Genomic DNA, 7965 nt, shown 5'->3' on the forward strand with positions numbered 1-7965 from the left:
CGACTTTTGTCAGCGAGCTGCCAACAACTCGTGGACAACGCGACCGTGAACATCGGTCAAGCGAAAATCTCGGCCGGCGTACCGGTAGGTCAACTGTTCATGATCGAGTCCCAGCAGGTGCAAGATCGTCGCGTGCAGATCATGCATATGCACTTTGTTCTCGATCGCTTCGTGACCAAATTCATCGGTCCTGCCGAAACTCATTCCCGATTCAATCCCACCACCCGTCAACCACGTGGTAAATCCGCTCGGATTATGGTCGCGTCCCGTGCCATTTTCTTGGGCGTAAGGGGTGCGACCAAACTCGGCACCCCACCAAACAATCGTATCATCTAACAAGCCTCGTCGACGAAGATCACTCAACAGGGCTGCGATTGGCTGATCAACGCGGGCGGCGTGCTCAGCGTGTTTTGGCAAATTGGAGTGTTGATCCCAAGCGGGATTCGCCGAATTGTCACCATAATTCACTTGGATATATCGCACACCCGCCTCACATAATCGACGCGCCAGCAGGCATTGGCGCCCGTAGTTATCGGTTTCAGGTTTTCCCACACCGTAAGCGTCGAGTGTTTGCTGCGATTCTTGCCCCAGGTCAAACACGTCGGGTGCTTCGAGTTGCATTCGCCAAGCCAGCTCGTACGATTCAATCGTCGCCTCCAGTCGCTCGTCGACGCCAGCTTGAGTCAATTGACTATGGTTCAGCTGTTGAGTTAGGTCAAATTTCTGCCTCAGCTTTTGCGAGGGCAGGGCAGGGGGCGTCAAATCTCGCATTTGCAAATTTTTGCCGCCGGGCTGACCGATCGCGGTACCTTGAAAGCGACTCGGTAAAAACGCGTTCCCGTAATTGCGGGCGCCGCCATTGCCGGCAGATGGACAAATCGAAACAAAAGCGGGCAAGTTCTCGTTTTCACTACCAAGACCGTAGGAAATCCAAGACCCCATCGAAGGCCGCACAAAGTTACTGGCCCCGCAGTGTAAGAAAAGTGTCGCCGGACCATGCGCCACCCCTTCAGTATGCATTGAATGGACCAGGCACAGCGAATCCATATGTTGAGCGGTCTGAGTGAATAACTCGGATGCCCAGCGACCGGTCTCTCCGTAACGTTGAAACCCCCAAGGAGATTTCATGATACGTTGGCTGGAACGTCCATTTTGAGTTCGTGCTTGAGTCCGATCATCAACAAACTCTAGTCGTTCACCATCTCGTTTTTCTAGCAACGGTTTGTAATCGAACGTATCAACTTGGCTTGGCCCTCCTTGCATGAACAGGAAGATCACACGTTTCGCCCGCGGCTCGAAATGAGGCGTCCCCGCAAGATGGGCCGCTGCTTGCGCGCGCTGTTGATTGGCGAGTCCAGCCAAAGCAAGTCCGCCAAAACCACAGGCTGTTTGTTGTAACAACTGCCGTCGGGAAAATTGTGGATGGATCACCATATGCCTCTCTTTTTCTATCGTATGTATTGAAAGTCGATGGTGCAAAACAGTGAATGCACAATATCAGCCCAACTATTGATCAGATTATCCGAATTCTCGGCGAGATATTGGTGCACAGTAATATATTCATGCTCGGTTGGTTCTCGGCCCAAGGTGGCAAGAAATAAGTCTGAGAACTTGACACCGTCTGCTCGCGGATCATTCTCCGCATAGCGTTTCGCCGCCGCTTGGCTCAATTCAAGCACCAAGGGATTATTCATCATGAATAGGGCTTGGGGCGGTACCGTACTGGTATCGCGCCGTCCCGTTACCAAGCTGGCATTCGCTCCATCAAAGACGTCGATGATCTCGGGACGCGAGTTCCGCAAGGCGGGCCAATAAATGGCTCGCCGAGGCCCATTGTGCACGAATCCATAATCGGCTGACAATCGATCGGGAATTGTCTTGCCACCCATGCTACGATCCAACTGACCGCTAATTTGTTGCATCGCGTCAAGCAAACTCTCCGCCGGCAAGCGCTGACGCACAGCACGTAACCAAAGCCGGTTGGCGGGGTCGGCAGCCAGTATTTCGGCAGTCGCTTGACTGTCCCGACGATACGTTTCCGATAACACGATTTCGCGAATTAACGATTTGATGGACCAACCTTGATCGATCAGCTGGCGAGCCAAATAATCTAATAGTTCGGGATGCGTTGGCGGGGTGCCGGTGGTGCCAAAGTTATCGGGAGAACGAACGAGCCATTCACCGCAAAGCCATCCCCAAACTCGGTTCGCCATGACCCGCGCGGTCAACGGATTTGACTCATCGGCCAACCAACGACCCAGTTCTTCTCGTCCGCTAGCGTCGGCGGGCATATTCAGATCACAATCGCCGACTGCGACGCTCAGCACGCCACGAGGCGCTAACTCGCCCGCTCGATGTACATTACCGCGAATTTGAACCGCCAGATCCTTGAACTCATCACGTTCCCTCACACCCATGTATTTTGGTTGCGGTGGTGCATGCTGTTCTAACTCCTTTAACTCCTGCTTCCATTGCTGCAATTGGGCTTGCAACTCTTGTTGTGCCTCTGCTTCACGGGGATCCTCTTTGACAATCAAGTCCGCAGTGGCATTTGTCGTTTCGAGCGGTAAGAATTGGACCGCGTCGACGATCACGTGCCCCGTGGCGGCAACATTTGCGATCGTTACTTGGGCTGCTGCTGAGGTGGTAAACGTATACTCCCCCAGGTCTTCAAATATACCGTCGCTGGAAGGTGTCCGCTGCTGGTTAATCCTAACAATGTGCGTATCTTGAGCGTCTTGCACCGTGACCACTACTTGTCGCGAGCGGTTTCCACCCGCCGAGTAAGAAACGAGCACTCGATAGCGACCAGCCGCTGGTAGCATGGTTGAAAAAGTGGCCGTCTTTTTACCTTGCCCCTGATTGTCGTCATGCAAGTAACCAGTTGCTACGAATCGGGGCGTATGATCGCTGCGAGTCCATTGTCCGACAAGTTCCGCATGTTCATCATCGATGACAATCCCCGGCAGACTCTTGAGAGGTACCGACTTTTGTCCGGCGGCGGGACTTTTCAGTTGTTTTTCGGCAGCGGCAATCTGTTTGCGTAGTTCGCCTATTTGCTGTTGATAAACGGTGACCTGTTGCTGTGCCGTCGAGCTCAAGGGCAGAGGTTTTTCAACCCAATTTGAGACATTGGCATGCTCAAAACTTTGCACGTTGCGAAGAATTCCCGCCAAAGCGTAATAGTCTCGTGTGGGAATGGGATCAAACTTATGATCATGACAACGGGCACAGCCAATCGTTTGGGCTAAGATTGCGGAACCTATCACATTCAATTGTTCGTCAACCGCGTCCATGTTTAGCTTTTCTTTATCTTGATCTTCGAGGTTGTGATTCCCCAAAGCGAGAAAGCCAGTCGCGATACATTGAAGTTGTTGCTGAGCAACGGAATCGGCTGGTAACAAATCACCAGCCACCTGTTCCAGTACGAAGCGATCGTACCGTAGGTCCTGATTCATAGCGGCAATCACATAATCGCGATATCGCCAAGCTTGATGTTGAACGAGACCGCGCAACGTCACTGATTCCGCGTAACGAGCGATATCTAACCAGTGCCTGCCCCAATGTTCGCCAAACTCTGGAGATGCCAACAGCCGGTCCACTAGTTTTTCGTAGGCCCGCGGACTTTCATCAGTCAGACTGGCTCGCAATTCGGCCGGCGTAGGTGGTAGACCAGTGAGGTCAAAATAGAGCCGACGGATCAAAGTGTGGCGATCTGCCAGCGGAGCGGCTATCACGACATTTGCAGAACCGTCCTCGCTGGCAGCCTGCTGCTGCGGCCAAGCGGCCTGGATAAATGCATCAATGGGGGTTGCTGCGGCGAGTTTGGTCGCCAGTGGTGGGTTGAGCTTTCGAGGAAGTGGTTGATAGGCCCAATGTTGCCGACCCGCTTCCAAATCGATCGTCGTGCTTGAATGGCCCGCGTTGACCTCACTTCTGGGATCGGTAGCCCCAGCCGCTATCCAGATGCGGAAGTCTTCCAAGATGCGATCATCCAGACGGCCAGCTGGCGGCATTTCGTAGTCTTCATATCGCATGGCGGCTAGCAATAAACTTTGTTCGGCATTTCCCGGTGAGATCGCCGGTCCAGAGTCGCCACCACGCAATAACCCTTCCTGAGAATCGACCGCCAAACCGGCTTGGAAATCTCCCGCCTGTCGTGCCGCTTCGCTGTGGCACGAATAACAGTGCTCGACCAAGACGGGGCGAATGCGGTTCTCGAAAAATTCAACACTCGCCGGATCAGCCGCTAAAGAATCCGCGGCCGCAGCAACGCTGAACAACAGACAAACTAGCGACAGTTTCGTCCCAGAAACTGGTTGACGAAACCGTGAGGTTTTTTGCCAAAGATTGCTGGGCTGACCATGCATGGGGCAAATTCAGGCGGTTGGAGGAAGGCAATGGGGGAAGGAACCTCCATTGTAGGCCAATTACCGCATGGTTTCAGCACCAAAACCGATCTTCCTAGCGGGAAAAACAAATGCTGAAAACTACCTATCTGTGACTTGCCTGTTGACCTGTGGGGCGATCAGTCCCACTCTTCGTCGTCTTCGTCGTCAACTAGGTCTTCGTCGTCATCCTCATCGTCCCATTCGTCGTCGTCTTCCAGGTCATCTTCCGTGTCATCCTCTTCTTCGTCATCTTCCCAGTCTTCGTCGTCATCGACCTCTTCCCAGTCGGCATCCTCTTCGTCGTCGTCGTCTTCTACGCCGTCGTCTTCTTCGTCTTCATCATCGTCGGCCCAATCATCGTCGAATTCGTCGTCATCGTCGGTGACATCATCGTCGTCATCACCAAAGAGTTCGTCTTCTTCATCTTCGATCACTCCTTCGGGACTCACGGTGTTCACCGTTGCCGAATCAACTATCGAACGCTCGTCATCAGTCTGGGAAGGGTTGATGACTAAATCGGCAACGGCAGTACTCACGTCGGACTCCTCCTCAGGGGCGCCTAAAACAGGTTGTTGATCAGGATTCGCATCGGCCGACTGATGGCCATCACTCCAATCCGGATCATCGGAAATGTCGATTTCGGACTGATCGAGAGCTGGCAGGGCGTCGGCGCCACGAAGTCCGAAGGTTTGTAAGAAACGTTTTGTTGTCGCGTAAAGGTAGGGTCGCCCCAGTTCTTCACTGCGTCCGCTAATGCGAACCAGGTCTTTATCCATCAATTGCCGCAGGATCTCCCCGCAAGAAACTCCTCGAATTGCCTCAATATCGGCTCGTAAAACAGGTTGGCGGTAGGCCACAATGGCGATCGTTTCCATAGCGGGGGGTGTTAGTTGAATGGTTTGGGGGATATGTCCAAGTCGTCGGAGCCAAGGAGCCAGCGCTGGTCGTGTCAGCAGTTGGTAACCGCCCGCTACTTCTTCAGCGCGAAACGCTCGACCTTGTTCGGTGTAAAGTTGATTTAATTGCCGGACCAGCGTACGCGCCTCTGTCGCATCCGCCAAGCCAGCTAACTGGGCCAGTTTTCGGCTTGCCACGGGTGAGCGGATTAACAGTAAAACGGCTTCGACCCGCTGACGTTTCATCAGCGGATCAGTTTGCTCCCAAAATTTTCGTCCCGACAGCGGCACCGCGACTGTCTGTGAATCGTTCGCCAGATTCTCGCTAGCGGCTTGTTGCCACCGCCACCGTTGTTGCTTGCCGGCCGAATGACCAAGAGCAACCAATCCAGCAGCGATGTTGTTTTTTCGTCGCGCGGCAGGCCAAGGATAATCAGTTGGTGGTCCACCGCTAGAGGTTATTCCGAGACGCTGTTGCCAACCGTATCTTTCCATTGCGTGACATCCGTTTCCCGTAGTTCTGCAATACCGTGATTCTTCGTGGTCGTTAAACTGTCTGGTATTCACCTCCCGCTGCTTTTACACCGAAGACGTGATTATGTCAGCCGATCGTGCGAGAAAACGACGCGCCATTAAAATGTCCCTGATCAGCGGCTTTATTTTGTTGGCTGTGCTGGGAATCGTAACTTGGTTAGGAGGACGTGTCAGGGGCGTCGAATTTGCGCCGACCCATTTCACACAACGCGAATTCGTTTTCTGGGAAATTCCGCTCGTTCATCTCCAGGTAACGCCAATTCGACGCAAGACGGTATCTACTCCTACGATCAACCTGCTGCGAAGCAAAGGGTATCTTCAGATCCCGTCGGGAACACCGGAAAATTACCATTTAGTTGAAATTCAACATGGTTATTTTTCCCAAACCCAGGTCGCCGATGCAGAGATTCTCGTCAAATACCTGCAACTGGCGAATTCTGGCTCGCCGATTTGGGAAACCTGGAGTCGCGACAATCCGGCCGCGGCGGCTGTGTTTTGGCCGGTGATTCAACGGTTAGCGGAGCGTGATTTGTATTTGTTAATTCCCGACCTGTTTGCCATCGCGGCACAAGAAACCAGCGGTCCGGTGTTATCGGCCGCCATCGACACTCATTTGCAAGCTGCTTACCAATCACTGGCGGAAGATCTGTTGGCCGCCGGACACCCCCCGATGGCTGCTGCCGTGTTACGCGATGCGCAAACCGACTTTCCGCGAAATCCTCTCTTTCCTGAAATGTTAGAAAGTCTTCCCGAGCTGTGATTTATCTCGATAACAACGCCACTACCGAGATCGATCCCGCTGTGCTTGCGGCAATGCTGGCGGTTTGGGAACGAGGGCCCTTAAACCCGTCGAGTCAGCACGCCGCCGGACGAGTCGCTCGCGGTTTGCTAGATGATGCATTGCAACGAACAGCCAAACTGCTGGGGACAGACATCTTGCGAACTGGTGGTTCGCGGCTGTTGCTGACCAGCGGCGGTACCGAAGCCAATAATTGGGTGCTGGAGTGTTTGGTACCAGCCGATTTGCCGCGTTGGGTCAGTGCCAGCGAGCACCCCAGTGTATTGGCAGCGGGCGAGCAGCTAGCACTCAGCGGCTATTCGCTGCACACCCTACCGGTCGATCACAACGGCATTGTCCAGCTGGACGCGTTAGCAGCACAACTGACTGCCATCGTTCCCATCGAAGCAGACAATAGCACCGGCCGGCAACCACGAGGGCTGGTCAGCGTGATGATGGCGAACAACGAAACTGGGGTCTTACAACCGCTCGAATCGATCGTCGCATTGTGCCAAAAACATCGCGTGGTCGTGCACAGCGACGCCACTCAATTTATCGGGAAACTCCCTTTTCATTTTGACCATTTGGGACTCGCTGCGGCTACTTTCACGGCTCACAAATTTCATGGTCCGATCGGGATTGGCGGTTTATTATTGGCCCCAGGTTTTTCTTTAACCCCTCGTTTTCACGGCGGCGGACAACAATTGGCCACGCGACCGGGGACGGAAGCGGTTCCCTTGGCGGTCGGCATGGCTCGCGCACTGGAGATCGCTCAAGCCGCTTTTCCCGAATCGATCGATCGCATGACCAAACTGCGAGATTTATTGGAACAACGGCTGCAAACGGCGATCGATGACTGTCATGTGCATGCTCAACAGGCGCCGCGACTCCCCTCCACTAGCTGTATTTCTTTTCCCGGAGTCGATCGCCAAACCTTGATGATCCTGCTCGATCGAGCTGGAATCGCCTGCGGCACGGGATCCGCTTGTGCCAGCGGAAGTAGTGAACCGAGTCACGTGTTGCAGGCGATGCGAGTCCCAGCAGAGCAAACTGACTCGGCGATGCGTTTCGGAGTGTCCAGGTTTTCCACAAGCCAAGAAATAGAACTCGCCAGCGAACGTATCATCTATTGCTGCAACAAGTTAAGATCGAATTGAATTGTGGAAAAATAGAGTTTTTCCAGTATCATTTTGACGATCATTTGCCTAGATTGAAGCATAGTGGATTGGTGTATTACTCTGCCTTGGGGGCGGTTGGGGTGTCGGAGTCGATCCAAACGACCAAATCATCATCGGTTACAGGCGGAGAGCTTGTTCAAGCGATTCCTTTGCGGTCGCCTGCCCGACTCTCGCGGGGCCGTTCGGCC

General features: G+C 53.7%; 5 protein-coding genes. 2 read left to right on the plus strand and 3 right to left on the minus strand.

Annotation, left to right across the window (positions count from 1 at the left end):
* Nucleotides 1-9 precede the first annotated feature (9 nt).
* From SH139x_RS29205 to scpB, 3 genes are all read right to left on the minus strand, one after another.
* Nucleotides 10-1434: a DUF1501 domain-containing protein gene (locus SH139x_RS29205; protein WP_488353236.1), complete on the minus strand. Its 1425-nt coding sequence runs from the start codon at nucleotides 1432-1434 to the stop codon at nucleotides 10-12.
* Nucleotides 1435-1448: 14 nt separating this feature from the next.
* Nucleotides 1449-4370: a DUF1553 domain-containing protein gene (locus tag SH139x_RS29210; RefSeq protein WP_488353237.1), complete on the minus strand. Its 2922-nt coding sequence runs from the start codon at nucleotides 4368-4370 to the stop codon at nucleotides 1449-1451.
* A 158-nt stretch (nucleotides 4371-4528) separates the two neighbouring features.
* Nucleotides 4529-5782: an SMC-Scp complex subunit ScpB gene (gene scpB, locus SH139x_RS29215; RefSeq protein WP_488353238.1), complete on the minus strand. Its 1254-nt coding sequence runs from the start codon at nucleotides 5780-5782 to the stop codon at nucleotides 4529-4531.
* 103 nt (nucleotides 5783-5885) lie between these two features.
* Between scpB and SH139x_RS29220 the strand changes: the two genes are divergently transcribed.
* Nucleotides 5886-6581, plus strand: a complete 696-nt coding sequence (locus tag SH139x_RS29220; RefSeq protein WP_488353239.1) for a hypothetical protein — start codon at nucleotides 5886-5888, stop codon at nucleotides 6579-6581.
* Entirely contained in the window at nucleotides 6578-7756 is a 1179-nt protein-coding gene (locus SH139x_RS29225; RefSeq protein WP_488353240.1) for a cysteine desulfurase family protein, read from the plus strand. The genes SH139x_RS29220 and SH139x_RS29225 overlap by 4 nt, the downstream gene beginning before the upstream one ends.
* Nucleotides 7757-7965 lie beyond the last annotated feature (209 nt).

The sequence above is a fragment of the Kothea flammea genome (assembly GCF_052161645.1).
Lineage (GTDB): Bacteria > Planctomycetota > Planctomycetia > Pirellulales > Pirellulaceae > Laterigemmans.

Bases quoted from the DNA above. Each gene is read 5' to 3' on its own strand.
- SH139x_RS29205 (WP_488353236.1), bottom strand. From the start codon at position 1,434: ATGGTGATCCATCCACAATTTTCCCGACGGCAGTTGTTACAACAAACA.
- SH139x_RS29210 (WP_488353237.1), bottom strand. From the start codon at position 4,370: ATGCATGGTCAGCCCAGCAATCTTTGGCAAAAAACCTCACGGTTTCGT.
- scpB (WP_488353238.1), bottom strand. From the start codon at position 5,782: ATGGAAAGATACGGTTGGCAACAGCGTCTCGGAATAACCTCTAGCGGT.
- SH139x_RS29220 (WP_488353239.1), top strand. From the start codon at position 5,886: ATGTCAGCCGATCGTGCGAGAAAACGACGCGCCATTAAAATGTCCCTG.